The sequence below is a fragment of the Afifella sp. IM 167 genome (genome assembly GCF_020144925.1).
Classification (GTDB): domain Bacteria; phylum Pseudomonadota; class Alphaproteobacteria; order Rhizobiales; family Afifellaceae; genus Afifella.
Window position 1 is genome coordinate 42951 of record NZ_NSLC01000009.1, and the last position, 24244, is coordinate 67194.

Annotated in this window: 22 protein-coding genes; 14 read left to right on the plus strand and 8 right to left on the minus strand. The window is 66.4% G+C overall.

Translation table 11 applies throughout. The features are described 5' to 3' along the window. Positions 1 to 6: 6 nt before the first annotated feature. Positions 7 to 816: a heme ABC transporter ATP-binding protein gene (locus CLD20_RS16090; protein WP_224407682.1), complete on the plus strand. Its 810-nt coding sequence runs from the start codon at positions 7 to 9 to the stop codon at positions 814 to 816. Positions 817 to 891: 75 nt separating this feature from the next. Here the strand turns inward: CLD20_RS16090 and CLD20_RS16095 are convergent, their stop codons facing one another. Next, positions 892 to 2508 (minus strand): long-chain-fatty-acid--CoA ligase, encoded by a 1617-nt coding sequence (locus tag CLD20_RS16095; protein WP_224407683.1) that lies wholly within the window; start codon positions 2506 to 2508, stop codon positions 892 to 894. A 440-nt stretch (positions 2509 to 2948) separates the two neighbouring features. Between CLD20_RS16095 and CLD20_RS16100 the strand changes: the two genes are divergently transcribed. Further along, entirely contained in the window at positions 2949 to 4157 is a 1209-nt protein-coding gene (locus CLD20_RS16100) for an ABC transporter substrate-binding protein (protein ID WP_224407684.1), read from the plus strand. 142 nt (positions 4158 to 4299) lie between these two features. On the opposite strand, the gene CLD20_RS16105 is transcribed toward CLD20_RS16100, so the two are convergent. The 6 genes from CLD20_RS16105 to leuB all read right to left on the minus strand — a co-directional run bounded on the left by CLD20_RS16105 (position 4300) and on the right by leuB (position 9710). Next, complete coding sequence (locus CLD20_RS16105; RefSeq protein ID WP_224407685.1) at positions 4300 to 4683, minus strand: carboxymuconolactone decarboxylase family protein; 384 nt, start codon at positions 4681 to 4683, stop codon at positions 4300 to 4302. A gap of 119 nt (positions 4684 to 4802) precedes the next feature. After that, on the minus strand, positions 4803 to 5702 hold the full coding sequence (locus CLD20_RS16110; RefSeq protein ID WP_224407686.1) for an NAD(P)-dependent oxidoreductase: 900 nt from the start codon (positions 5700 to 5702) through the stop codon (positions 4803 to 4805). A 134-nt stretch (positions 5703 to 5836) separates the two neighbouring features. Next, complete coding sequence (locus tag CLD20_RS16115) at positions 5837 to 6655, minus strand: ABC transporter permease (protein WP_224407687.1); 819 nt, start codon at positions 6653 to 6655, stop codon at positions 5837 to 5839. After that, the gene (locus CLD20_RS16120; RefSeq protein WP_224407688.1) at positions 6642 to 7457 is read right to left on the minus strand and encodes an ABC transporter ATP-binding protein; all 816 of its coding nucleotides are present in this window, start codon (positions 7455 to 7457) and stop codon (positions 6642 to 6644) included. The genes CLD20_RS16115 and CLD20_RS16120 overlap by 14 nt, the downstream gene beginning before the upstream one ends. A 41-nt stretch (positions 7458 to 7498) precedes the next feature. Then, positions 7499 to 8539 (minus strand): ABC transporter substrate-binding protein, encoded by a 1041-nt coding sequence (locus tag CLD20_RS16125; RefSeq protein WP_224407689.1) that lies wholly within the window; start codon positions 8537 to 8539, stop codon positions 7499 to 7501. 112 nt (positions 8540 to 8651) lie between these two features. Then, on the minus strand, positions 8652 to 9710 hold the full coding sequence (gene leuB / locus CLD20_RS16130) for a 3-isopropylmalate dehydrogenase (RefSeq protein WP_224407690.1): 1059 nt from the start codon (positions 9708 to 9710) through the stop codon (positions 8652 to 8654). A gap of 259 nt (positions 9711 to 9969) precedes the next feature. Between leuB and CLD20_RS16135 the strand changes: the two genes are divergently transcribed. Next, positions 9970 to 11235, plus strand: a complete 1266-nt coding sequence (locus CLD20_RS16135; RefSeq protein WP_224407691.1) for an aconitase/3-isopropylmalate dehydratase large subunit family protein — start codon at positions 9970 to 9972, stop codon at positions 11233 to 11235. Between the two features lie 17 nt (positions 11236 to 11252). Further along, on the plus strand, positions 11253 to 11777 hold the full coding sequence (locus tag CLD20_RS16140; protein WP_224407692.1) for a hypothetical protein: 525 nt from the start codon (positions 11253 to 11255) through the stop codon (positions 11775 to 11777). Between the two features lie 32 nt (positions 11778 to 11809). Here the strand turns inward: CLD20_RS16140 and CLD20_RS16145 are convergent, their stop codons facing one another. Beyond that, complete coding sequence (locus CLD20_RS16145; RefSeq protein ID WP_224407693.1) at positions 11810 to 15247, minus strand: indolepyruvate ferredoxin oxidoreductase family protein; 3438 nt, start codon at positions 15245 to 15247, stop codon at positions 11810 to 11812. Positions 15248 to 15594: 347 nt separating this feature from the next. Here CLD20_RS16145 and CLD20_RS16150 point away from each other — a divergent pair, with 347 nt between their 5' ends. The 10 genes from CLD20_RS16150 to CLD20_RS16195 all read left to right on the plus strand — a co-directional run bounded on the left by CLD20_RS16150 (position 15595) and on the right by CLD20_RS16195 (position 24231). Next, entirely contained in the window at positions 15595 to 16452 is an 858-nt protein-coding gene (locus CLD20_RS16150) for an alpha/beta fold hydrolase (protein ID WP_224407694.1), read from the plus strand. 9 nt (positions 16453 to 16461) lie between these two features. Next, complete coding sequence (locus CLD20_RS16155; RefSeq protein ID WP_224407695.1) at positions 16462 to 17691, plus strand: CaiB/BaiF CoA-transferase family protein; 1230 nt, start codon at positions 16462 to 16464, stop codon at positions 17689 to 17691. Next, positions 17688 to 18218 carry a MaoC family dehydratase N-terminal domain-containing protein gene (locus CLD20_RS16160; RefSeq protein WP_224407696.1) on the plus strand — a complete coding sequence of 177 codons (531 nt, stop codon included), beginning with the start codon at positions 17688 to 17690 and terminating at the stop codon, positions 18216 to 18218. Before CLD20_RS16155 ends, CLD20_RS16160 begins: the two co-directional genes overlap by 4 nt. Beyond that, positions 18215 to 18712, plus strand: a complete 498-nt coding sequence (locus tag CLD20_RS16165) for an acyl dehydratase (RefSeq protein ID WP_224407697.1) — start codon at positions 18215 to 18217, stop codon at positions 18710 to 18712. The genes CLD20_RS16160 and CLD20_RS16165 overlap by 4 nt, the downstream gene beginning before the upstream one ends. A 223-nt stretch (positions 18713 to 18935) precedes the next feature. Further along, a complete protein-coding gene (locus CLD20_RS16170) occupies positions 18936 to 19862 on the plus strand; it encodes an SDR family oxidoreductase (protein WP_224407698.1) in 927 nt (308 codons plus the stop codon). After that, positions 19862 to 20668: an enoyl-CoA hydratase/isomerase family protein gene (locus CLD20_RS16175; RefSeq protein ID WP_224407699.1), complete on the plus strand. Its 807-nt coding sequence runs from the start codon at positions 19862 to 19864 to the stop codon at positions 20666 to 20668. The genes CLD20_RS16170 and CLD20_RS16175 overlap by 1 nt, the downstream gene beginning before the upstream one ends. A gap of 58 nt (positions 20669 to 20726) precedes the next feature. Beyond that, positions 20727 to 20948: a biotin/lipoyl-binding carrier protein gene (locus CLD20_RS16180; RefSeq protein WP_224407700.1), complete on the plus strand. Its 222-nt coding sequence runs from the start codon at positions 20727 to 20729 to the stop codon at positions 20946 to 20948. A 54-nt stretch (positions 20949 to 21002) separates the two neighbouring features. Further along, positions 21003 to 22550 (plus strand): acyl-CoA carboxylase subunit beta, encoded by a 1548-nt coding sequence (locus CLD20_RS16185; protein WP_224407701.1) that lies wholly within the window; start codon positions 21003 to 21005, stop codon positions 22548 to 22550. A gap of 140 nt (positions 22551 to 22690) precedes the next feature. Next, positions 22691 to 23089: a Zn-ribbon domain-containing OB-fold protein gene (locus CLD20_RS16190; RefSeq protein ID WP_224407702.1), complete on the plus strand. Its 399-nt coding sequence runs from the start codon at positions 22691 to 22693 to the stop codon at positions 23087 to 23089. Continuing rightward, entirely contained in the window at positions 23086 to 24231 is a 1146-nt protein-coding gene (locus tag CLD20_RS16195; protein WP_224407703.1) for an acetyl-CoA acetyltransferase, read from the plus strand. Before CLD20_RS16190 ends, CLD20_RS16195 begins: the two co-directional genes overlap by 4 nt. Positions 24232 to 24244 lie beyond the last annotated feature (13 nt).

A 24244-nucleotide genomic window follows, 5' to 3' on the forward strand; every position in this document is an offset into this window, starting at 1 on the left:
GCCGTCATGATCGAGGTGGAAAACCTGACGGTGAAGCTCGGCGGGCGCGTCATCCTGTCGGACATTTCTTTTGCCGCACGCGCCGGCGAACTGACGGCGATCGTCGGACCGAACGGATCGGGCAAGACGACGCTGCTGCGCGCCGTCTGCGGCGAGATCGCCTCGACGGGCGCGATCCGCCTCAATGGCCGCGACATGCGCCGTCAGAAGCCTTGGGAGCTTGCCGAGACGCGGGGCGTCCTGCCGCAGAAGACGGCGCTTTCCTTTCCCTTCACGGTGCTGGAGATCGTCCGGCTGGGCCTTGCCGGCGGCTGGTCGCGTCTGCCGAGGGCCGAGGCCGAAAGGCTGCCGCTGGAGGCGCTCCGCCGGGTCGATCTCGCAGGCTTTGCCGGCCGCTTCTACCAGGAGCTTTCGGGCGGCGAGCAGCAGCGCGTGCAGCTCGCCCGCGTTCTCTGTCAGGTCTGGACGCCCGTTCTCGACGGCGTGCCCCGCTGGCTGTTCCTCGACGAGCCGGTCTCCTCGCTCGATATCCGCCACCAGCTCGCCATCATGGAGCTCGCCGCCGATTTCGCCTGCGGCGGCGGCGGGGTGGTCACGGTCCTCCACGACCTCAATCTGGCGGCCATGTTTGCCGAGAAGATCGTGATGATGCGTCAGGGAAAAGCACATGCCGCCGGACGGCCGGAGGATGTGCTGACCGACGATCTCCTTGCCGAGGTGTTCGAGTGCCGTCTCGGCGTCGGCGCGGTGCCACAGGCGGGAGCGCCTTTCGTGCTGCCGCAATCGGCGCGAAACGTCCGCGCGGCCCGCGCATGAACCGGAATCGCTTTGTGCGCATTGGCCCGCAAGCGATTCACCCACAAGGCGAAAGGCCGGTTCGCTGCCCGAGCTCTAGCCGGCAGCTTCTTCGCTGAGGAGCGCCTGATAACGCTCGCGCAGCACGCTCTTCTTCACCTTGCCGGTGGAGGTGTACTCCAGCTCTTCGACCACGACGATCGCATCGGGAAGCCAGAGCTTGGGCACCCGCTCTTGCAGGAAGGCGCGGAGCGCGTTCTCGTCCAGCCTCTCGCCCTCCCGCGGAACGACCACCATGATCGGGCGCTCCATCCAGCGCGGATGCGGCACGCCCACGACGGCTGCTTCCGAAACGGTGGGAAACGAGATCGCCGCGTTTTCCAGATCGATGGAGCTGATCCACTCGCCGCCGGATTTGATGACGTCCTTGATCCGATCGGCGATGCGCAGCTGCCCGTCTTCGCTCAGTGCGGCGACATCGCCGGTGTTGAGCCAGCCGTCCGGGTCGCACAGAACGACGTCGTCGCGGCCGAGATAAGAGGTCGCGACCCAGCTTCCCCGCACCTGGAGCTGGCCGCGCGTTGCGCCGTCGCGCGGCAGCGGCTCGCCGGCATCGTCGACGATGCGGATGCGTGTGCCGAAGGTCGGCCGGCCCTGCGGCGCCGCTTTCCAGGCCTCCGATTCCACGTCCGTCCCGGTGGCGCGCATCGTTGCGGCATGGGTGGTCTCCGTCATCCCCCAGACCTGCAGCGTCCTGACGCCGAAATCCTGCGCCATGACGCGGATCAGTTCCGGCGGCGGCGCCGATCCGCCGGCCACGACCCGGTTGAGCCGGCCGAGATCCTGGCCGGTGCGCCGGCAATGCTCCAGCACGCCGAGCCAGATGGTGGGCACCCCGGTCGCCACCGTCACGCCGCCCTCCGTGATCATCCGATGGACGCTCGGTCCGTCGAAGCTGCGGCCGGGCAGGACGAGGCCGGCGCCCGCCATCGGCGCGAGATAGGGCGCGGCCCAGGCGTTGCAGTGGCAGATCGGGGCCATCGCCAGCACGGTGTCGTCATGACCGATGCCCCAGTAGTTTGGCGCCGCGATCGAAACCGCCGAGAGATAAGTGCCGCGATGCGAATAGAGGACGCCCTTCGGATCGCCGGACGTGCCGGAGGTAAAGCACAGCGTTGAGGCTGCCCGTTCGTCGAAGCTCGGCCATTCGAAGGCCTCGTCACCCTCCGCGATCAGCTCTTCGTAGCCGATGACACGGGCAATGCCGGGCAACGGTTCGGGCTGGCCCTCCGCCATCACGACGACCGTCTCGAGGTTCGTCAGATGCGGGCGCATCTCGGCGATCTGCGGCAGCGAGGCCGGATCGGAAAAGAGCATGCGCTCGCCGGCGACATTGACCGTATAGGCGATTTGTTCGGCCGCGAGGCGCGCATTGGCGGTGTGGAGGACGGCTCCGATGCCCGGCGCGGCGTAGAAGAGCTCGACATGACGGTGATCGTTGCCGCCGAGCGAGCCGACTACGCTGCCTTCGCCGAGGCCGTGCTTGCGCAGCGCCGAGGCAAGCCGGCGCGAACGCCCTTCGAGCGCTGCGTAATCGTAGCGCAATATCCCCTCAGGGCTCCACGAGATGACGGGAACGCGGCCGAAATTCTCGGCCGCGAACTGAAGGATCCGGCTGAGGAGAAGCGGCTCGTATTGAACCAAACCATGCATGGCTGATCAGTCTCGCGTTCAATCGAAGGTGCCACAAGCCATGACGTCCTCCGCGCTGGCTGTGGGCATCGATATGGCATGTGCTCGACCGATCATGTCAAGCATTTCCGAATATATATCGGCTTGTGTCGGGAGGGTAGGAGGGCACGCCATCCGATGGTGCATCGGCACAAAAAGCATGGAAATCAGAGAAAAGATGGCAGGCCGCCTGTGCACGGCGCATTGCATCTCATGATGCGGATGGGGATTTAAAAACCAAAATTTACTCGAAAAAAAACGTCACGCACATTGACCCGTCGCGCCTTCGCTGCGTAAGGAAAAGGTCTCCCGAAAGCCGCATGCGGAGCGTTGCGTCTGCCCATACGGCGAAGAGGAGACGGAGCGTAGCGCGCCGAACCCGGTCGCCCGCTCGCGATAAGAATACAAGGGAGAGAAGCGCGATGAGACAGAAATTAGGTGCCGTTGGCGTAGCCGCGATCGTGCTCACCGGCGCGATGGCGAGTTTCGCCCAGGCGCAGGACACGGTGAAGATCGGTATCCTGGGCGATCAGTCCTCGGCCTATTCCGCCATCGGCGGGGAGGGCTCGGTGATCGCCGCCCAGATGGCGGCGGAGGATGCCGGCGACGTGCTCGGCCATCCGGTGGAAGTCGTCTCCGCCGATCACCAGAACAAGGCCGATATCGGCTCGGCGATCGCCCGGCGCTGGTACGAGGAGGACGGCGTCGACCTGATCACGGACCTCGCCGGCTCTTCGGTCGCGCTGTCGGTGATCGAGCTGGCCCGCAACGAGAAGAAGATCGCCATCACCACGGCTGCCTCTTCCGACATCACCGGCCCGAACTGCTCGCCCTATGCCGCGCAATGGGTCTACGACACCTATGCGCTCGGCAAGGCGCTCGGCACCTCGGTGACCGAAGCCGGCGGCAAGAAGTGGTTCTTCATCACCGTCGACTATTCCTTCGGCCACGCGCTGGAACGCGATGCCACGACCTTCCTGGAGAAGGCCGGCGGCGAGGTCGCGGGCAGCGTGCGCGTGCCCTTCAATACTTCCGATTTCTCCTCCTTCCTCCTGCAGGCGCAGGCCTCCGGCGCCGATATCGTGGCTCTGGCCAATACCGGCGCCGACATGGTGAACGCGCTGAAGCAGGGCATCGAATTCGGCCTGCAGAACAGCGGCCAGTCCTTCGTCGGCCTCAACGTCTTCCTGACCGACGTGAAGGCCCTCGGGCTGGACAACGCCCAGGGGCTCGACCTCGTCGCGCCCTTCTATTGGGATCAGGACGATGACACGCGGGCCTGGTCGGCGCGCTTCGAGAAGAAGCTCGGACGCAAGCCCACCTACATCCAGGCCGGTGTCTACAGCGCCGTCAGCCACTACCTGAAGGCGGTCAAGGCGGCCGGGACCACCGACGCCGACAAGGTGATGGAGGAGATGCGGGATCTGCCGATCAACGACTTCATGACCGACAATGGAAAGCTGCGCATCGATGGCCGCGTGGTGCGCGACATGTATGTCTACGAGGTGAAGTCCCCGGCCGAATCGAAGGGCGACTGGGACTTCTACAAGCTCGTCTCACGCCTGCCGGCCGAAGAGGCCGTGCGCCCGCTCGACGAAGGCAACTGCCCCCTCGTGAAGGCCGGCAACTGACGCGGGCTTTTGATGGATCTGCCGCAGCGTTGCTGCGGTGTATGCGGGCCGGAGCAGACGCTCCGGCCCGCATGCGTTCTGGCAGGGGCGCTTTGGCGGCAGCCTTAAGGAGAGGGACGCCCAGGCGCCCCGCTGGCCGCGGCTATTTGCCGGCCGCTTCCTCGTCGAAGGCGGAGCGGGCGACGCGGAAGGAATCGACGGCGGCCGGCACGCCGCAATAGATCGCCACCTGCAGGAAGACTTCGCGGATTTCCTCCTTGGTGACGCCGTTCCTGAGCGCGCCGCGCACATGCATCTTGAGTTCGTGCGGCCGGTTCAGCGCGCTGATCATCGCAAGGTTCAGCATCGAGCGTATCTTCTTCGGCAGCTCCTCGCGGCCCCACACGGCGCCCCAGCAATATTCGGTGACCAGCTCCTGCATGGGCAGGTTGAAGTCGTCGGCGCTGGCGATCGATTTTTCCACGAACTCGGCGCCGAGCACCGATTTGCGGATTTCCAGCCCACGTTCAAAGGTTTTCTGGTCCATGCTTCATTCCTTCCGGGGAGGGTGTTGCGGCGCCGATGACGCCAAAGATCATCCGGCCGCCTCGGCCGCCGGACGGGCAAAGGGCGTCGGACGGGCTTGGCGCCACGCCCGGCGCGATCTCACGAATGGCGCTCGCGGATTTCGACGCCGGCCCAGTCCTCGACGACCTTGACCATGGATGTGAAGTCGGAATCGGGGCCGTATTTGCGGTTGGTGATGGCGAGCATCTGGCGCACCAGCGATCCGGCGATCATGGGCACGCCCATGGCCTCGGCCTCGTCGACGCACAGGCGCACATCCTTGTAGGAGAGGGCGGTGGCGAAGCCGAAGTCGAAGGTGCCCGGCAGCACGGCCTTGGGGAACTTGTCCTGCGTCGCCGAATTGCGGCCGGTGCTGACATTGATGATGTCGAGCATCACCTTCGGATCGATGCCGGCCTTGACGCCCATGGCGAGCGCCTCAGCGCTGAGGGCGATGGCGGCCGCGGCCAGCATGTTGTTGGCGAGCTTGACGACCTGGCCGAGGCCGGGCTCCTCGCCGACGAAGAAGACCTTGCCGAAGGTTTTGGCGATCGGCTCCACCTCATCGAAGGTCGCCTGCGGGCAGGAGACCATCAGGGCGAGCGTGCCGTTGGTGGCGCCGGCGATGCCGCCGGAGACGGGGCAGTCGACCCATTGCATGTTCTTCGCCGCCAGCCCTTCGGCGACCCGCTTGGCCGTGCCGGGGCCGGTGGTGGAGACGTCGAGCAGGATACGCGCCTTGGAGCCGGAGGAGACGCCGTCCTCGCCGAGCGCCACGCGCTCCAGGATGTCGGGCGTCGGCAGGCTGGTGAGGACGATCTCCGCCTGGTCGGCCACCTCGCGCGGCGAGGCGGCCTTCGTCGCGCCGAGGGCGAGGAGGGGCTCCAGCGCCGCCTCGTTCTTGTCGAAGACGACGAGCTCATAGCCCGCATCGATCAGGCGCTTCGACATCGGCCCGCCCATGCGGCCGATGCCCACAAAACCGAAAATACGCGTCACGTTCTTTTTGTCCTCTTCGATGTCTTGGCCGGTGTCCTGGCTGTCGGGCGCGGCAGGCCTAAGGGTCACGTCTCCTGCAAGGGGCGGCCCCGAAGCGCTCCAGCACGGCGGCGAGGGCCGCCGTCTTTTGGGTTTCAGTGCTTGGGGCGCCAGCGCAGGAGATATCTCTCCAGCCGGATGATGCCCATGTCGATGGCGAGGACGAGGGTGCTCGTCACGATGAGGCCGGCGAACACGCCCGTGGTGTTGAACAGACCCTGGGCCTGCGCCACGAGGTAGCCCATGCCGTGGGTGGAGCCCATGTATTCGCCGATGACCGCGCCGATGAGGGCAAAGCCGATCGAGACATGCAGGCTCGACAGGATCCATGACATCGCCGACGGCATGTAGACGTAGCGCATCAGCTGGCGGTCGCTCGCCTGCAGCATGCGGGCGTTGTTGAGGATGACGTTGTCGACCTCGCGCACGCCCTGCAGCGTGTTGAAGAAGACGACGAAGAAGGTGAGGGAGATGCCCAGCGCGACCTTGGAGGTCAGGCCGAGACCGAACCAGATCAGGAAGATCGGCGCGAGGATGACGCGCGGCAGGGCGTTGAGGATGCGGATATAGGGATCCAGCACCGCGCATAAGAGGTCGATGCGGGCGAGAGCCACGCCGAAGATGATGCCGAGGATCGTACCGATCACGAAGGAGAGAAAGGCCTCCAGCAGCGTCGTGCCGAGATGCAGCCAGATGAAACCGGTCGCGAACCACTTGTAGATGAGGGCGGCGATGTCGGTCGGCTTGCTGAAGAAGAATTCGTCGATATAGCCGAGGCGGGCGCCGAATTCCCACACCAGCACGATGAACACAAAGGTGAAGATCTGCAGGGCGAGGATGACCCAGCGGCTCGTATGCTTGCGCGTCGAGCTGATCGCGATGCCGCGGTCGGCGGCCACTCTATCGAGACTCATCGTAAGACCGTTTCACTTCGTCGCGAAGGTCCGCCCATATCTGCTGATAGAGGCGGGTGAACTTCGGATCCATGCGGATCTCGATCACATCGCGCGGCCGTTCCAGGTCGACGTCGTAGACGCCTTTCAGGTGTGCCGGTCCCGCGGACAGGACGACCACCTTGTCGGCGAGCGCGATGGCTTCCTCCAGGTCGTGGGTGATGAACAGAACCGTCTTGCGGTTCTCCAGCCACAGACTGAGAAGCTCGTTTTCCATGTTCTGGCGCGTCTGGATGTCCAGCGCGCTGAAGGGCTCGTCCATCAGCAGGATGCGCGGATCGACGATCCAGCTCTGGGCGATGGCGACGCGTTTGCGCATGCCGCCGGAGAGCTGGTACGGGAAGCGGTCCTCGAAGCCGGCAAGGCCGACGCGGGCGATCCACTTCTCCGCCTCGTCCGTCGCCTCGGCATAACCGACGCCGCGGAAGGTGAGGCCGAGCCGCACATTCTCCAGCACCGTGCGCCAGGGCAGGAGGGCATCCTGCTGGAAGAGATAGGCGGCGTGCTTGTTGATGCCCTGCAGCGGCTCGTTGAAGATCAGCACGTTGCCCTTCGGCGGCACGAGCAGTCCCGCCGCCACGTTGAGAAGGGTCGACTTTCCGCAGCCCGAGGGTCCGACGACGGCGACGAAGCTGCCGTCGTCGATATCGAGGGTGATGTCTTCCACGACCGTGTGGATGTCGCCTGCAGGCGTCGCGAAACGCACCGTCAGGTCCTGGAAGTGGATCGCCGACTCCGTCGGCGATCCGTTCGTCTCGGGCATGGCTCGCACCCCGTGAGCCGCAGCCGCAGCTGTCGTCTGCACTATTGGGTTCCCAGCTCTTTGTTCGCCGCGTCGGCGAATTCGTTGGTGTAGGTGTTCGCCAGGTCGACGTCCGCCGAAGCCAGTTCGGGCACCGATTCCTTCAGCAGCTCGAACGGGTGCTCGGCTGCCTCGGGCTCGATGCGGCCGGTCTCGGAGAAGATCTGCTGCATGTTGTTGATGATCTGCAGATACTGCTCGGGGTTCTCGCCGACGATGTCCGCAGGCATCGTGTCGACCCACTCCTGCGTCGTGTGGCTGTGCATCCAGCGCAGCGTCATCACCATCGCCTTGGCAAGGCGCCGGGCCTCCTCCTGGTGGGAATCGATCCATTCGGCGCGGGCGTAGAGCGAGGCCGCCGGATACTCGCCGCCGAACAGCTCCTTGGTGCCTTCCTCGGTGCGCGTGTCGGCGAGGATGCGGAACCGGTCCGGATCCTTCATCTGCAGCGGCGTGATGGAGGGCTCGCCGTTGACGACGGCGGCGACCTGGCCCTGCTCGGCCGCGGCGATGGTGGAGGCGGGCCCGCCCACGGCGACGATGGAGACGGAATTCTCGTCGACGCCATCCTTGCGCAGGATGTATTTCAGGAGGAAGTCGGTGGCCGAGCCGGGGCTCGTCACGCCGACGCTCTTGCCGGCGAGATCCTTGACCGTCTTCACCTCGTCAAAGGAGGGCGGGGCGACATAGAGCGCCATGCCCGGCAGCTTGGTGGTGAGCACGATCGCTCTCACGTCCTTGCCCTTGGAGGCGAAGGTGATCGTGTGCTCGTAGTAGCCCGAGGCGACGTCGATGGAGCCGCCGATCAGCGCGGTGGCGACGAGCGAGCCGCCGTTGATGCTGACGAGTTCGGCGTCGAGGCCGGCCTTTTCGAACATGCCGAGTTCGCGGGCGAGGATGATCGGCATGTACGGCACGAAATGAAAGCCGGCGACGCCGATATTCACCTTCAGCTTGTCCTGTGCCACGGCCGGCGCCGACAGGGTCGTGGCGGCGAGAAGTCCGAGACCCGCCGCCGCACAGAAGAGGCGTCGCGTCACCATTCTTACCTTTGATCGAGCCATTCTTATTCCTCCCTTGATCGTTTTTTTTGCTCCCTGCGGAGCGTTCGGGCTGGCCTGAAGCCGGGCCGTCGTCGGGGGCTCTGCCGCCTGCCTAGATCGCGGCTGCGATGGCGTCCCCCATCTCGCTGGTGCCGACGCGCTTGTCGCCCGGCCTGGCGATATCGGCGGTGCGATAGCCCTGCGCGAGGGCCGCACCGACTGCCTTCTCGATGCGCTCGGCGCCTTGCGGGCAGTCGAGCGAAAGCCGAAGCATCATGGCCGCCGACAGGATGGTGGCGACGGGATTGGCGATGTTCTGTCCGGCGATGTCGGGAGCCGATCCGTGGATGGGCTCGTAAAGGCCCTTCTTGGTGCCGCCGATCGAGGCGGAGGGGATCATGCCGATCGAGCCCGAGAGCATGGAGGCCACGTCGGAAAGGATGTCGCCGAACAGGTTCGGCGTCAGCATCACGTCGAAGCGGGTCGGCTCGCGCACCAGCATCATGGCGGCGGCGTCGACATACATGTGCGTGAGTTCCACCTGCGGATATTCGCGCGCGACCTTCTCGACCGTCTCGCGCCAGAGCTGCATGGCCTCCAGCACATTGGCCTTGTCGACGGAGCAGACGCGGCGCTTGCGCGTCATCGCCGTCCTGAAGGCGACGTGGGCGATGCGCTCCACCTCGGATTCGGCGTAGACCATCGTGTTGTAGCCGACGCGCTCGTTGTCCTTGGTGCAGATGCCGCGCGGCTGGCCGAAATAGAGGTCGCCCGTCAGTTCGCGGACGATGACGAGGTCGAGGCCCTCGATGATTTCCGCCCGCAGTGGCGAAGCGTCCTTGAGTTCGGAAAAGACCGATGCGGGCCGGATATTGGCGAAGAGCTCCAGATCCTTCCGCAGCCGCAAGAGACCCTGCCCGGGGCGCTTCGCCCCAAGGTGCTCGTATTCGAAGCCGCCCACCGAGCCGAAGAGAATGGCATCGCACCACGCGGCGAGTTCCTGGCTCTCCGGCGGCAGCGGATCGCCCGTCGCGTCATAGGCTGCCGCACCCACCAGGCCTTCGCGCATCTCCATGGAGATGCCGTGCGGCTCCAGCGCCTTGAGCACCTTGACGGCTTGGGCGACGATCTCCGGCCCGATGCCGTCTCCGGCCATCACAGCGACTTTCATTGTATTGCTTTTCCGTACCACCCTAGACGCTGCGAAGCGTATTCTGGGCGGAGGAAAACTGTCAACCAAAATCCCGATATTAATTCGAGTTTTTGCTAGGAAGGCGCGGTTTTCCGAGAGTTAGTCGTCATAAAATCGAAGCAATATCGTAGCTTGTCATTGACACCGGGGCCGTCCGGGTGTGGGCTGGCGAGGATGGGATTCAAGCCGCGCGAAAAGCCCTTGAAAGGCGCGTATGGCGGCGGGGAGGAGCCTTCGAATGGGTGCGACGATCATCGAGAAAATCCTGGCCCGAACCTCGGGCGCAGCCGTCGTGGGGCCGGGCGAGATCGCCGTGTGCCGGCCCGATATCGTCGTCCAGCTCGACATGCCCTTTTACGTCGACGGCTTCTGGTACAGGCCGAAGAAGGTCTACGATCCGGACAGGATCGCCATCATCTTCGATCATGGCATGCCGGCCCCCACGATCAAGGAAGCCTCCGGCATGGCGGAGGGCCGGCGCTTTGCCAGGGAATTCGGGTTGAAGCACGTCTATGATTTCGGCCGGCACGGCATCTCGCATGTGGTGGCTGCGGAGAAGGGGCTCGCCCGCCCCGGCGAGCTCCTGGTGAACTGCGATTCCCACAGCTGCGCCGCCGGTGCGCTCAATTGCGCCGCGCGCGGCGCCGGCCCGCTGGATGCGCTGCAGGCGATGACGCAGGGGCTCGTCTGGTATCCGGTGACGCCCACGATCCGCTACGAATTCACAGGCGCGCTCGCGCCCACTGTCAGCGGCAAGGATGTCTTCTTCCATATCGCCCAGGTCTATGGCGGCCACAGCAATATGAGTGTGGAGTTTGGCGGCCCGGGGCTCGCCGCTCTCGCCATGAACGAGCGACGCACGATCGCGACGATGTGCGCCGAGATCGGCGCGGAATTCGCGCTCTTCGAATACGACGCCATCACAGCGGAATATCTGGAAGGCCGTATCGACCGGCCGGCGGAGCCGGTGGCGCCCGATGCCGACGCCGAATACGCCGATCGGCGCGTGATCGACCTTGCAGAGGTGGAGCCTTACGTGATGCTCCCGCATGCCGTGCCCAACAACGGCGTGCCGATCTCGCGCTTCGACCGGGAGGTGGCGATCGATCAGGCCTTCATCGGCTCCTGCGCCAACGGGCAGATCGAGGATATCCGGATCGCCGCGGGCATCGTGGCCGGCAGGCAGGTGGCGCCGGGCGTCCGCCTCATCGTGACGCCGGGTTCGCAGGACATTTACCTGCAGGCCGTTCGCGAGGGGCTGGTGGAGACGCTGACGGTGGCCGGGGCCGTCGTCACCAATTCCACCTGTGGCGCCTGCCTCGGCTACCACATGGGCGTTCTCGCGCCGGGCGAAGTCTGCCTGACGGCGAGCACCCGCAACTTCAAGGGCCGCATGGGAAGCTCGCAGGCCGAGATCTACATGGGCTCGCCGGCCACGGTCGCCGCCTCGGCGATCGCAGGGGTGATCACCGATCCGCGCGGCTCCATCGCCGGCACGGCCTGACAGGAAAGGACGAGGGTATGGATCTCGTGCGCGAAGGCCGGGTGTGGAAATTCGGCGACCAGATCAACACCGACCTGATGCTGCCGGGCTCCGCCTTTCGGCTGCCGAAGGAGGAGCAGCACATGCTCTGCTTCGAGGCGATCCGGCCGGGCTGGGTGAAGGAAGTTCGCGAGGGCGACATCCTGATCGGCGGGCGGAATTTCGGCCTCGGCTCGGGCCGGCCGGTCGGCGCCGTGCTCCACACTTGCGGCATCCGGGCGGTCCTCGCGGAATCGATCAACGGCCTGTGCCTGCGCAACTGCATCAATGTCAGCCTGCCGGCGATGAACTGCCCGGGCGTGTCGGCGCTGTTTGAGGAGGGTGACACGGCCCGTATCGACTTTCGCCGCGGCCGGGTGGAGAACCTGACGCGCGGCGGCGAGATCGATGCGATGCCGCTTCCGGGCATCCTCGTGGACATCGTTCAGGCGGGCGGCATCGTGGAGATGCTCATCGCGCAGGGCTTCATCGAGTCCGAGCCGTTCCTGGCAGCCCGCAGCTGAGGGCGCCCCGCCGCTTCGGATGCGCCTAACGCCTATTCCGCCGCCTGCAGTTCCGGCTCTCCGGCACGCAGCCTTTCCAGAAGCCCGGCGCGCCGGGCCGCGGCTTTTTCCATCGCCGCCGCCTTGATCGGTCCGAAGCCTCGGATTTCCTGAGGCAGGCCGGCGAGATCGACGGCAAGCGCATGGTTCTGCGGGGTGAGGCGGTCCGCGATCTCGCCCACGTCCTGCTCGAAATCCTCCACCAGTCGCCTCTCGGCGCGTCGCTCCTCGGTCCGGCCGAAAGGATCCAGCGGCGTGCCGCGCAGCCATTTCATCCGCGCCATCGTGCTGAGCACCGGCAGGATCCAGCCGCCGAAGCTCATCTTGCGCGGCAGGCCCGTCGCCGGGTCCGTGCGCGCCAGGATCGGCGGCGACATCAGGATGCGCATGCTCTTCGTCTCGCCGAGCTGGGCGCGCAGGTCTCGGGCGAAGGCGCCGTCGGTGTAGAGCCGCGCCACTTCGTATTCGTCCTTGTAGGCCATGGCCTTGAGCGCCGAGCGGGCGACGGCCTCGGCAAGCCCGCTGCGGCCGGGCGCAAGCCGGGCTTCCGCCTCGCGTGCCTTTTCCACCAGCCTGCGATAGCGCGCGCCATAGGCTCGGTTCTGGTAGGCCGTGAGCTCCGCGACGCCCATCTCGACGTAATCGTCGAGCGAGCGCGGCGTCTCTTGCGAAGCGCTGTTCAGGATCGAGCTGGCAAGGCCCGGATCGGCCGCCAGCGCCCGGCCCCAGGCGAAGGCGCGCTTGTTCATCGCCACCGCCGTGCCGTTGAGCTCGATGGCCCGCTCCATGGCAGCCGCGCCGACGGGCAGGAGGCCTTGCTGGCACGCATAGCCGAGCATCAGCATGTTGGTGGCGATCGCGTCGCCCATCAGCCGCGTGGAGAGCTCCGCGGCGGCGATCTCGCGGATCGCCTGCGTGCCACCGGCGGCCCGTTCGATCCGCGAGCGCAGCATCGGCTCCTGGAAGTCCAAAAGGGGATTGCGGGTGAACTCGCCGACCGGCGCGATATCGGCGTTGAGCACGATGGCCGAATGGTTCGCCTGGATGCGGCTCAGCATCTCCGGTGCGGCGGTGAACACCATGTCGGCGGCGATGACGAGGTCGGCCCCGGCTGCCGGGATGCGGGCCGCGCCGATCTCCTCGGCATTGCGCGCCACGGTGATGTGGCTGGAGACCGCGCCGCCCTTCTGCGCCATGCCGGTGAGGTCCAGCGCGCTCGCCGCCTTGCCCTCCAGATGGGCGGCCATGGCGAGGAGGGCGCTCGCGGTGACGACGCCGGTGCCGCCGATGCCGGAAATGAGGACGCGGCGGGGCGCCTCGACGGTCATGACCTCGGCCGCCGGCACCTCCGGCGGGGCGCGGTCGGGCACGTTGGCGGCCAGATTGCCGCCGGCCACGGTGACGAAGCTCGGGCAGAAGCCCTTCAGGCAGGAATAATCCTTGTTGCAGGCGCTCTGGTTGATGCGGCGCTTGCGTCCGAACGGTGTTTGGACCGGCTCCACCGCGATGCAGTTGGATTTCACCGAGCAGTCGCCGCAGCCCTCGCAGACGCGCTCGTTGATGACGACGCGCAGGTCCGGGTCTTCCATCGTGCCGCGCTTGCGCCGGCGCCGCTTCTCCGCCGCGCAGGTCTGGTCGTAGATGAGGATGGAGACGCCCTCCGTCTCCCGCAGTTCCTTCTGCACCCGCTCCAGGTCGTCGCGATGCTCCACCCTGGTCTGCGGGGCGAGCCCCTCGCGCGATGTGTAGCGTTCCGGCTCGTCGGTGACGACGACGATGGCCGAGGCGCCCTCCGCGTCCACCTGCCGGGTGATCATCGGAACGGAAAGTGGCCCGTCGAAGGACTGTCCGCCGGTCATCGCGACCGCATCGTTGAAGAGCACCTTGAAGGTGATGTTGGTCCTGGCGGCGATGGCGGCCCGGATCGGCATGATGCCGGAATGGAAATAGGTGCCGTCGCCCATATTGGTGAAGACGTGCTTCTGGTCGGTGAAGGGCGTCTGGCCGACCCAGGAGGAGCCTTCGCCGCCCATCACCGTCAGCCCGTCGGTTCTGCGGTCCATCCACTGGGCAAGGCTGTGGCAGCCGATGCCGGCGATCACGCGGCTGCCGTCCGGCACCTGCGTCGAGGTGTTGTGCGGACAGCCCGGGCAGTAGAAGGGGATTCGGGAGACCGGCGCGGGCGCCTGCGGCGCCTGCGGTTCGCTCAGCCTCTCCAGCCGCGCCCGGATGCGCTCCGCGGCTGGCGTGTCGAGCAGGCCGCGCCCGATGATCGCGGCGAGGAGCTGCGGCGTCGTCTCGCCGTCGCGCGGCACCAGGATGGAGCCGTCGGTGTCCTGCTTTCCGACGATCTGCGGCCGCTCGCCGGCCGGCCGGTTGTAGAGAAGGTCCTTGAGCTGCTGCTCGATGACGGGCCGCTTCTCCTCCACCACGAGGAGCCTTTCGTGACCGGCGGCGAAGCCGGCCGCGCCTTCCGGCTCGAGCGGAAAGGGCATCGCCACCTTGTAGAGCGACAGGCCGAGCTCGGCGGCGTCCCCAGGCGACAGGCCGAGGAGGCGCAGCGCCTCGAAGACGTCGAGATAGGCCTTGCCGGACGCCATGATGCCGAAGCGGGGCCGGGCGGCCTTGAAGATCGTCTTGTCGAGCCCGTTCGCTCGCGCAAAGGCACGCGCGGCGTCGATCTTTACGCGCACCAGGCGGGTTTCCTGCTCCAGGAACGGGTCGGGCGTGCGGATATGGATTCCTTCCGGCGCCGGCGGCGTCACGAAGTGCGGCAGCCGCGCCAGGTCGAACGTGGCGGTTGCGTCGGCGATCTCCGGCAGGATCTTGAGCGCTGTCCAGCAGGCGGAATGGCGCGACATCGCCCAGCCGGCGAGCGCATATTCCACCACCTCCGGGACGCTCGCGGGAAAGAGGAGCGGCATCTGCAGGTCGGTGCAGGTGACCTCGCAATTGTGCGGCTGGCTGGAAGACTTCGCCAAGTGATCGTCGCCCATCACGGCGAGTGCGCCGCTGAAGGGGGCGCTTCCGGCCGCATTGGCGTGGCGCAGGACGTCGATGGAGCGGTCGACGCCGGCGCCCTTGCCGTACCACAGGCCGAAGACGCCGTCGTACCGGCCGCCTTCGTAGAGATTGACCTGCTGGCTGCCCCAGACGGCCATCGCCGCGAGCTCTTCGTTGACGCCCGGCTGGAAGCGGATGTGGTGCTCCGTGAGCAGCGTTTCCTGGCGCTCGAATTCCCGGTCGAGGCCTCCGATCGGTGAGCCGCGGTAGCCGCAGGCAAATCCCGCCGTGTTGAGGCCGGCCGCCGCATCACGGCGGCGCTGCTCGAGCATCGCCCGCACCAGGGCATGGATGCCGGACAGGAGCACGGTTCCCTCCGAAGCCTCGAAGCGGTCGGCGAGGGATACGTCGCGCAAGATGGCGGTCATGAAGTCTCCAGGCATTGGACCTTCCCGGTGGGCCGCTCCCGGACGCGGCGTTTGCGCCGTTGGCCGCGGGCGGCGCCGACAGGGATGGCGCAGCCTATCAAATCGCGCGGCTCCACCCTGTCAATTGAAATCGAGAAAAGTTTGGGTTTGGTGGAGCATCGTATATCGAATGCGGAACCAAGGAAACAAGAGTCGATAAAATATCGGATATGAGTTGACGCTGGTGCGAAGGCGCCGATAGGCTTGCAAGGTCACGAGCGGTGGCTGATGCCGCCGGGGGAGGGCGCGATGAGGAAGACAAGACAGACTGGCCCGCGCCATGTGCGGCTGCGGCAGGCACGCATTTCATGTCGTCCCTGACGGCGGCGCGGCCCGAGGCGGAAGAGCTTCTCCAGCGCGTCGACGACGCCGCCATTCGCAAGACCACGCGATGCGGCGACGACGCCGTCATGGTCTGGCGCAAATGGGGTGAGGGCCGGCCCGTCGTTCTCCTGCACGGCGGGTCCGGAAGCTGGACGCACTGGATCCGGACCATCCCGTTTCTGGCGCGGCGCCGGTCCGTCTGGGTGCCCGACATGCCGGGTTTCGGCGATTCCGATCTGCCGGAAGACGTCGTCGATGCCGATAGCGTGGCACCTCACGTGTGCAATGGGATCTCCGAGGTGCTTGACGACCGGAGTTTCGACCTCGTCGGATTTTCGTTTGGCGGGCTGGTTGCGGGTCTCATCGCAGCCGAGGCGCCGGTGAACCTCGATCGCCTCGTCTTCGTCAGCGTTGCCGGCTTCGGCATCATCGAAAAGTCGCCGCAGCTCAAATCCCTGCGCAACGTCACCGATCCGCAGGAACGGGAGGACGTCCTGCGCTTCAATCTGAACGCGCTGATGCTGTCCGATCCCGCGGCGGCGGACGATCTGGCGCTCCTCATCCAGCAGAAGAACATCCCGCGCGACCGGGTGCGGGGCCGCAGCCAGGTCATGCAGCCGATCCTGCCGCGTCTGGCGGGCCGCTGGACGTGCCCGGCCTATGGCATCTGGGGGCGCGAGGACGCTCTCTACCGCACCGATATCGCCGCCCTGCAGAAGGCGGCTTCGACGCTTGGCCTTGCCGGCGAGACCTATCTGGAGGGCGCGGGACACTGGATCCAGTACGAGCGGCCGCAGGCCTTCAATGCCGTCCTCGATAGCTATCTGAACGCGACGGTCTAGGGCCGGGCCATGATGCGCGGCGCCTCGAAGACTTCGGCCCTGCCGCTGCACGATGTGAAGGTGCTGGAGCTTGGCCACATCGTCTCCGGCCCGACGGCGGGGCAGATCCTTGCCGATCTCGGCGCGGAGGTGATCAAGGTCGAGCCCTTGTCGGGCGATCAGGCGCGCCAGATGCCCGGCCCGACGGCCGCCATGTTCGGCTTCCTCAATCGCAACAAGCAAAGCATAGCCCTCGATCTGAAGGGCGGCGGCAAGGCGGTCTTCCTGCGCCTCGCGCGCGATGCCGATATCGTCGTCGACAATTTCGCCTACGGCGCTGCCGAGCGGCTTGGCATCGGCTATGAGCGGCTGGTCGGCACCAATCGCGGCCTCATCTGGCTGTCGATCAAGGGCTTCTTGCCGGGGCCGCTGCAGGAACTGCCAATGCTTGACGAACTCGCCCAGATGATGGGCGGGCTCGCCTATATGACCGGCCCGCCGGGCAGGCCGATGCGCGCCGGAGCATCCGTCATCGATGTGGGTGCCGCGACTTATGGCGTGATAGCGGTGCTGGCGGCGCTCCGGGCGCGCGATGCGGAGGACGGCGAGGGGCAGTACATCACCGCCGGACTCTTCGAGACCTCGGTCTATTGGGTCGGCCAGTGGATGGCGGCCGCACAGTACAGCGGCGAGACGTCGGTTCCGATCTCGGAGATTCAGCAGGGCACCCGCATGGGTTGGGGCGTCTACCGTCTGTTCGCCGCTGCCGACGGCCAGGAGATCTTCATCGGCATCGTCTCCAATGCGCATTTCGAGCGCTTCTGTGAGGCTTTCGGCCTGCAGGAGCTCCTTTCCGACGAGCGCTTCCACGATAACGCCGCGAGGGCTGCCGCGCGGCCCGTGCTCAACGAAAGGATCGAGGGGGTGATCGGCGCAATGGATTCCGCCGAAGTGCTCGGCCGACTGGAGGCGGCGAAAGTGCCCTTTGCGCCGTTGCGGCGGCCGGACGAGCTTGCCGCCGAGCGCCAGCTTGCCGAGAGCGGCCAGCTGGTCGAGGCCGAGTTTCCCGGCGCCAGGACCGGACGTGTGCCGAAACTGCCATTTCGCGCCAGCGGCTTCGACATGACGAGCCGCAGCCCGGCTCCGTCCCTGGGTGCCGATTCCAGGCGAATCCTCGCCGCGTCCGGCTATGGCGCGGAAGAGATTGAGCGGCTGATCGCCGAAGGCGCCGTCGGTGTCCCGGAGGAGGGCGCGCGATGACGGCTGCCGAAACGGGGCGCTCGCTTGCCAGCTATCTGGGTGAACTGAAGCCTCTGATGGGCGCCGGCGCGCCCGAAGTGGAAGCGACCCATCCGGTGGAGGCAAGCGAGGTTCGCCGCTTCATTCAGGCGTCGATGGACGATCCCGCCCGCTACTGCGACGAGGACGGGACGCTCCGTTTCGCCCCGCCTGCCTTTCCCATGCACATGTTCCGTCGCGGGCTCGACGAGGCCGATCCCCTGGAGGCGATGACGGATGCCGGGTTCGACGGGCTGCGGCGTTCGTTCCGCCCGGGCCTGCCGGCGATCGACTTTCCCTTCAGCCGGCTGCTCAACGGCGGCTATGCCTATTCCTTCTTCCGTCTCGTGCGCATCGGCGAAAGGGTGCGGCGTGCGAGCAGTTACCGCGATATCTATCATCGCGAGGGCCGCTCCGGCGGCAGCCTCTTCCTCCTCATTGCGGACGCCTATGCGACGGCCGACGGCGAGCCGCTCCTCGAAACCGTCGAGACGGTGATCATGCGATGAGCGAGGAGCCGCAGCGTGTCTTCGAGGACGTTTCCGTCGGCGACGCACTCGCCGATCTCGTCAAGGGGCCTCTCAGTCCCGCCCACCTGATGCGTTGGTCGTCGGCCATCGAGAACTGGCACCGCATCCACTACGACCGGCCCTACGCCATCGAGCACGACAGGCTTCCGGATATCCTCGTAAGCGGATCGTGGAAGCAGCACGTGCTCCTGCAGCTCCTTTCGCGCTGGGCAGGGAAGGGGGGCTGGGCCTGGCAGGTCCGCCTTCAGTTTCGTGCCATGAACGTGCCGGGCGAGGTGCTGACCGCCTGGGGCCGTGTTGCCGGCCTCCAACGTGCCGGCGCCTTCGGTCTCGCCGATCTTGAGATCGGCATCCGCAACGAGGCGGGTGCGGAGAGCACCCCGGGTTCGGCCCGGGTCCTTCTGCCCGTGCGCGGCGGGCCGCCTGTGCCGCGCCCCTTCACGCCGGATGTCGTGCCGCGGGCGCTGCGCTGAGGCCAGGGCGGATGGCCGCCGGCAAGCAATAAATCCGATAAAAATTTGGTTTATAAGAGCAGTTTCAGGATTTTCCGGAGCCGCAGGCAATCCAAAACTCGAAATATTATCGAGAGTTCATTGACAGTCCGGACGCCATTCGGATAATCGCCGGGAACCAATCGGTCGAGCCTGGCGGCTGCGTCGGGCGGCGGCTGCAACGCGATAAAGAGAAGAGGCAGGCATGGCGGTAACGTTCGAAGGCCGGGTGGCGGTCATCACCGGGGCAGGCGCGGGACTGGGGCGTTCGCACGCCCTTCTCCTGGCGCGGCGCGGTGCAAAGGTCGTGGTCAACGATCTCGGCGGCGCCGTCGACGGTACCGGCAATTCCACCAGCGCTGCGGACAGCGTCGTGGAAGAGATCCGCAAGGCCGGCGGCGAGGCCGTTGCCAATTACGACAGCGTCTCCGATCCGGCGGGCGCCGAGCGTATCGTCGGCACGGCAATCGATACCTTCGGCCGCCTCGACGTCCTCATCAACAATGCCGGCATCCTGCGCGACAAGACCTTCGCCAAGATGCCGCTGGAGGATTTCCGCACCGTCTGCGACGTGCATTTCCTCGGCTCGGTCTACTGCACTTCCTTCGCCTGGCCGCATATGCGCGAGAACAATTACGGCCGTGTCGTCATGACGAGTTCGGGTGCCGGCCTCTACGGCAATTTCGGCCAGTCCAACTACGGTGCGGCGAAGATGGGCGTCGTCGGCCTGATGAACGTCATCAAGCTCGAGGGTGCGCGCTACAACATCCGCGTCAACACGGTGGCGCCGATCGCTGCCACGCGCATGACCGAGGCGCTTATGCCCAAGCATGCGCTGCCGCATCTGAAGTCGGAATACGTCTCCTCCGCCGCCGCTTTTCTGGCGAGCGAGGCCTGCGATTTCTCCGGCCATATCATCAGCGCCGGCGCGGGCTATTTCGCCCGCGCGCAGATGATGGAATCGGAGGGCGCGTTCCTGGAAGGCGAGGCGGCCGGCGATCCCGATGCCGTCGCTGCCGCCTATGACAGGATCGGCGACCTCTCCACGGCGAGGGCCTTCGAATCTGCCGAAGACTACGTCAGCCAGGCGCTCGATCGCTTCAAGGAGCCGGCCGAGAGCGGGGCCGCATAATGGATACCGAGGCGGCGCACTTCCACGCCGAGATCCGCGACGGCACCGCCTGGGCGGTCTTCAACCGCCCGCGCTCCCTCAACGCCTTCTCCTTCCAGATGCGCGAGGAGATCATCCGCTTCCTGGGCGAGGTGGAGCACGATCCGAAGGTGCGCTGCGTCGTGCTCAGCGGCGCCGGCGACCATTTCATGGCCGGCGGAGACGTGAAGAGCTTCACCGAGCAGTTCGATCAGTCGCCGGCCGAGCGTCGCGCCCATTTCGAGGCGGCGTGCCATGCCATGCATCCCATCATCTACCGGTTGCGGCGCTTGCCGAAACCGGTCGTCGCCAGCGTGCGCGGCGCCTGTGCCGGCCTCGGCCTCAGCCTGGTGCTTGCCTCAGATCTCGCCATCGCCGCGGAGAAGGCCTTCTTCACGCTCGCCTACGCGCGGATCGGCACGACGCCGGATGGCGGAGCTTCCTATTTTCTTCCGCGCACGGTCGGCATGAAGCGGGCCATGGAGATCGCACTCCTGAGCGACCGTTTCGATGCGCAGAAGGCGCTTCAGTTCGGCATCCTCAATTGGGTGGTGCCGGATGCGGATCTGGAGAAGGAAACCATCGCCCTTGCCGGGCGGCTGTCGAGGAGCGCGCCGCATGCCGTCGCCCGCACCAAGGCGCTCCTTGCCGATGCGCTCTCGCGCGATCTGGAAGCTCATCTGCAGGCCGAGGCGGTCAGCTTCGGCGCCTGCGCGGCGACCAGCGAGATGGCGGAGGGCGTCGCCGCCTTCCTGGAAAAGCGCGATCCGCAATTTTCCCGCGGTTGAGCCGTCCGCGCGATAGCATGGCGCGCGCGTCTTTCACCAAGCTAGTCAAGGGACCATGATGCCCAGCAAGAACGTTGTTTCGGAGATCGCAGGCTCCGTCTGGAAGATCGAAAAGAAGGCCGGCGATACGGTCGAGGCCGAAGAGACGATCGTCATCCTGGAATCCATGAAGATGGAAATTCCGATCGCCTCGCCGATCGCAGGCAAGGTCGCCTCCCTGGCGGTGACGGAAGGCGACATGGTGGATGTCGACCAGCTCATCGCCGTGGTGGAGGGCTGAGCTCCGTTTCGGCTTCGGCCGCACAAAAGAAGATGTGGGAGGATATGTAGGCAGATGAGCTGGCAGCCCGAGATTGACGAGCTGAGACGGCGCGAAGAGCTCGCCCGCCGTATGGGCGGGCCCGAAAAGGTCAAGCGTCAGCACGATGGCGGCAAGCTCACCGTCCGCGAGCGCATCGACAGGCTCCTCGACAAGGGCAGCTTTCACGAGGTCGGCGCCATCGCCGGCAAGGCGACCTACGATGACGAAGGCGCCCTGACGGACTTCCTGCCGGCGAATTTCGTCATGGGTCGGGGCCGGATCGAGGGTAGGCCGGTGGTTGTCGGCGGCGATGATTTCACCGTGCGCGGTGGCGCTGGCGACGCGGCGATCGGCAGCAAGCAGGTTTACGCCGAGCAGATGGCGAACGAGCTGCGCCTGCCGCTGGTGCGTCTCATCGACGGGACCGGCGGCGGCGGTTCGGTCAAGTCGCTGGAGATCGACCAGCGCACCTATGTGCCAGCCAACCAGGGCTGGGACTGGGTGACGGACAATCTCGGCAAGGTGCCTGTGGTTGGCCTCGGCCTCGGCTCCGTCGCGGGCCTCGGCTCGGCGCGTCTCGTCACCAGCCATTATTCGCTGATGGTGCGCGAGATCTCCCACATGTTCATCGCCGGCCCGCCGCTGGTGGCGCGGCTCGGCCAGAACCTCACCAAGGAAGAACTCGGCGGCAGCGACATCCATGCGCGCGCCGGCGCCGTGGACGATGTCGTCGACAGCGAGGAGGAAGCCTTCGAGCGCACCCGCGCCTTCCTCTCCTATCTGCCGTCCAACGTCTTCGAGCTGCCGCCGCGCGCGGCCTGCGAGGACGATGTCGACCGGCGCGAGGAATGGCTGATCGAGGCCGTGCCGCGCGACCGGCGCAAGGTCTACGACATGCGCAAGGTCATCGCGGCGGTGGTCGATACGGGCTCCTTCTTCGAGATGGGCCGCAAATACGGCGGGCCGGTCATCACCGGTCTCTGCCGCCTCGATGGCTGGCCGGTGGCGATCCTCGGCAGCGATCCGCGCTTTTACGGCGGCGGCTGGACGGCGGATGCCGCGATCAAGGTCACCCGCTTCATCGATCTGGCCAACACCTTCCATCTCCCGGTGGTCAATCTGAGCGATGTGCCGGGCTTCCTGATCGGCAAGCAGGCGGAGGTGGACGGCACCATCCGCCATGGCGCCCGCGCGCTGGCCGCGCTCTATCAGGCGAGGGTGCCGTGGTGCACGGTGATCACCCGCCGCTCCTTCGGCGTCGCTGGCGCCGCGCACGGCAACCATGTGCGTCTGCATTACCGCTATGCCTGGCCCTCCGCCGACTGGGGCTCTCTGCCGATCGAGGGCGGCATCGAGGCCGCCTACCGTTCCGAGCTTGCCGCCGCGGAGGATCCGAAAGCCCTGCACGCGGAGATCGAGGAGCGGCTCAACCGCTACCGCTCGCCCTTCCGCACGGCCGAGGCCTTCCTTGCCGAGGAGATCATCGATCCGCGCGATACGCGCCCGCTCCTGTGCGAATTCGCCAATCTCGCGGCGCCCCTGCGCGAGCCGGGCATGACCGGCTTCGCCATGCGGCCCTGATCCGGGGTCGGACACTCAAAAAACGAGGTTTGTTCGAATTATTTCCTCCCGTTGACATGCGCGTGTGGGCAAAAATAACCTGATAAAAATTCGAGTTATGAGGGTGGCGAAGGCCGCTCCGACATTTTGAAAGGATGAGCATGGCTCCCCCGACCCCTTCACCCGATGCCCCGGGTGTCAAATTCCAGGCCTTCCTCGCCGAGGGCAGCTTCAGCCTGCAGGTCTGCGACGGCTGCGGCACGCAGATCTTCTTCCCGCGCACCCTCTGCCCGTCCTGCGGGTCGAGGGCGCTCACCTGGAAGAAGGCTTCCGGCGAGGGGACCGTCTATTCCACGACGACGGTGCGCCAGAAGCCGGAACGTGGCGGCGACTACAATGTCTCCATCGTCGAGCTTGCCGAGGGCGCGCGGATGATGAGCCGCGTGGAAGGGGTCGAGCCCGCTGCCGTCACCATCGGCATGGCGGTGACGGCCGTCATCGCCACCGACGACGCGGGTCCGCTCGTTGTCTTCAGGCCGGCCGAGGGAGGCGGCGCATGAGCGCGAGCGATCTGCGCTGCAAGGCCGCCTTCGTCGGGGCCGGGCTCGCCGGCATGGGCCTGGCGCCGGGCTACACGCATCTCGACATTCTCGGCGAGGCCGTCGCCGCGGCGCTGGAAGACGCCGGCATCGACAAGAGCGAGGTCGATGGTCTGTTCACCGCCAATATGGACAACATCCTGCCGACGCTCGTCGTCGGCGAGTATCTCGGCATTCGTCCGAAGGTTGCCCTCGGCACCAATACGGGCGGCAATTCCTTCGTCGATCACGCGCTCTGGGCGGCGATGGCGCTGGAGCAGGGGCTCTGCAATGTGGCCGTCATCTGCTACGGCAGCGTCGCCCGCACCGGCGGCAGCGCCGCTCCCGACCAGCCGCCCTACGAAATGCGCTACAGGCCGCGCGAGCCGATCTCCTCCTATGCCTTCGCGGCGGCGCGGCACATGCACGAATACGGCACGACCCGCGAGGATCTCGCCTCCGTCGCCGTCTCGGCCCGCAAATGGGCGGCGAAGAACCCGCTCGCCTTTGCCCGCGATCCGCTGAGTGTGGAGGACGTGCTGGCGAGCCGGATGATCTCCGATCCCCTCAGCCTTCTCGATTGCTGCCTCGTCACCGATGGCGCCGGTGCCGTCGTGATGGTGCGGGCCGACCGCGCCAGGGATGCCAGGCAGAGCCCGGTCTATCTTCTCGGCTGCGCCACGGCGCAGACGCATCGCCAGATCAGCCAGATGCCGGATCTTACCGTCACGCCGGCCGCCGAATCCGGCCCGCGCGCCTTCCAGATGGCGGGCCTGAAGCCCGCCGATGTGGACGTCCTTCAGCTCTACGACGCCTTCACCATCAACGTGCTCCTCTTCCTGGAGGATCTCGGCTTCTGCAAGAAGGGTGAGGCCGGGGCGCTGGTCGCCGGCGGAGCGATCGCGCCGGGCGGCGACCTGCCGGTCAACACCAATGGCGGCGGGCTCGCCTGCGTGCATCCGGGCATGTACGGCATCTTCACCCTCGTGGAGGGCATTACGCAGCTGCGCGGCGCCGGCGGCGAGCGTCAGGTGGAGGGCGCCGAAGTGGCGCTCTGCCACGGCAATGGCGGGCTTCTGTCCTGTCAGACGACGGCGCTCCTGGGCGCTGCCTCCGTCCTCTGAGGAAGCCCGAGCG

Excerpts from the sequence above, each read along its gene's own strand:
- CLD20_RS16090 (WP_224407682.1), top strand. The coding sequence starts at position 7 with ATGATCGAGGTGGAAAACCTGACGGTGAAGCTCGGCGGGCGCGTCATC.
- CLD20_RS16095 (WP_224407683.1), bottom strand. The coding sequence starts at position 2,508 with ATGCATGGTTTGGTTCAATACGAGCCGCTTCTCCTCAGCCGGATCCTT.
- CLD20_RS16100 (WP_224407684.1), top strand. The coding sequence starts at position 2,949 with ATGAGACAGAAATTAGGTGCCGTTGGCGTAGCCGCGATCGTGCTCACC.
- CLD20_RS16105 (WP_224407685.1), bottom strand. The coding sequence starts at position 4,683 with ATGGACCAGAAAACCTTTGAACGTGGGCTGGAAATCCGCAAATCGGTG.
- CLD20_RS16115 (WP_224407687.1), bottom strand. The coding sequence starts at position 6,655 with ATGAGTCTCGATAGAGTGGCCGCCGACCGCGGCATCGCGATCAGCTCG.
- CLD20_RS16120 (WP_224407688.1), bottom strand. The coding sequence starts at position 7,457 with ATGCCCGAGACGAACGGATCGCCGACGGAGTCGGCGATCCACTTCCAG.
- CLD20_RS16125 (WP_224407689.1), bottom strand. The coding sequence starts at position 8,539 with ATGGTGACGCGACGCCTCTTCTGTGCGGCGGCGGGTCTCGGACTTCTC.
- leuB (WP_224407690.1), bottom strand. The coding sequence starts at position 9,710 with ATGAAAGTCGCTGTGATGGCCGGAGACGGCATCGGGCCGGAGATCGTC.
- CLD20_RS16135 (WP_224407691.1), top strand. The coding sequence starts at position 9,970 with ATGGGTGCGACGATCATCGAGAAAATCCTGGCCCGAACCTCGGGCGCA.
- CLD20_RS16140 (WP_224407692.1), top strand. The coding sequence starts at position 11,253 with ATGGATCTCGTGCGCGAAGGCCGGGTGTGGAAATTCGGCGACCAGATC.
- CLD20_RS16145 (WP_224407693.1), bottom strand. The coding sequence starts at position 15,247 with ATGACCGCCATCTTGCGCGACGTATCCCTCGCCGACCGCTTCGAGGCT.
- CLD20_RS16150 (WP_224407694.1), top strand. The coding sequence starts at position 15,595 with ATGTCGTCCCTGACGGCGGCGCGGCCCGAGGCGGAAGAGCTTCTCCAG.
- CLD20_RS16155 (WP_224407695.1), top strand. The coding sequence starts at position 16,462 with ATGATGCGCGGCGCCTCGAAGACTTCGGCCCTGCCGCTGCACGATGTG.
- CLD20_RS16160 (WP_224407696.1), top strand. The coding sequence starts at position 17,688 with ATGACGGCTGCCGAAACGGGGCGCTCGCTTGCCAGCTATCTGGGTGAA.
- CLD20_RS16165 (WP_224407697.1), top strand. The coding sequence starts at position 18,215 with ATGAGCGAGGAGCCGCAGCGTGTCTTCGAGGACGTTTCCGTCGGCGAC.
- CLD20_RS16170 (WP_224407698.1), top strand. The coding sequence starts at position 18,936 with ATGGCGGTAACGTTCGAAGGCCGGGTGGCGGTCATCACCGGGGCAGGC.
- CLD20_RS16175 (WP_224407699.1), top strand. The coding sequence starts at position 19,862 with ATGGATACCGAGGCGGCGCACTTCCACGCCGAGATCCGCGACGGCACC.
- CLD20_RS16180 (WP_224407700.1), top strand. The coding sequence starts at position 20,727 with ATGCCCAGCAAGAACGTTGTTTCGGAGATCGCAGGCTCCGTCTGGAAG.
- CLD20_RS16185 (WP_224407701.1), top strand. The coding sequence starts at position 21,003 with ATGAGCTGGCAGCCCGAGATTGACGAGCTGAGACGGCGCGAAGAGCTC.
- CLD20_RS16190 (WP_224407702.1), top strand. The coding sequence starts at position 22,691 with ATGGCTCCCCCGACCCCTTCACCCGATGCCCCGGGTGTCAAATTCCAG.
- CLD20_RS16195 (WP_224407703.1), top strand. The coding sequence starts at position 23,086 with ATGAGCGCGAGCGATCTGCGCTGCAAGGCCGCCTTCGTCGGGGCCGGG.